The 401-nt window shown below is 64.3% G+C and carries 1 protein-coding gene; it reads right to left on the reverse strand.

What is annotated here, in order from left to right:
• The coding region (locus HUA74_RS45045; protein WP_174459524.1) for a hypothetical protein at positions 1-401 on the reverse strand (401 nt) is incomplete at both ends.

The raw sequence follows: 401 nt of genomic DNA on the forward strand, positions 1-401 counted from the left end.
CTTCTCCACCCGGAGATTCGCCGGGATTTCATTCCGGCGTGACATGACCCTGGCGAAGCCAATGCCCATGCCGGTCAGCATGAGGGCCGAGATCGCGATGGCCCACCACGCGTGCGAGCGGCCCTTCAGGAGCCGTTCCTTGTCGGAGCGCAGCTCGATGAGGCCGGTGACGGCGAGGAACAGTCCCAGCAGCATGAGGACGAACGTGAACAGCCCCACCAGGATGGCCGCCGGGGGCGAGTCGAGCACCTTGAACTGCTGGACGAGGAGGATCACCAGCGCGGCGACATCCACCAGCATCAGCGAATAGACCGCCTTGCGGTTCGTGGCGGCATCCTGGAGTGCCTGCCAGCCTTTGAAGAGGCCGAAGAAAAGGAGAGCGATCCAGATGAGCGAGCCGG

Source organism: Myxococcus sp. CA051A (assembly GCF_013336705.1).
GTDB classification, from domain to species: Bacteria; Myxococcota; Myxococcia; order Myxococcales; family Myxococcaceae; genus Myxococcus; species Myxococcus llanfairpwllgwyngyllgogerychwyrndrobwllllantysiliogogogochensis.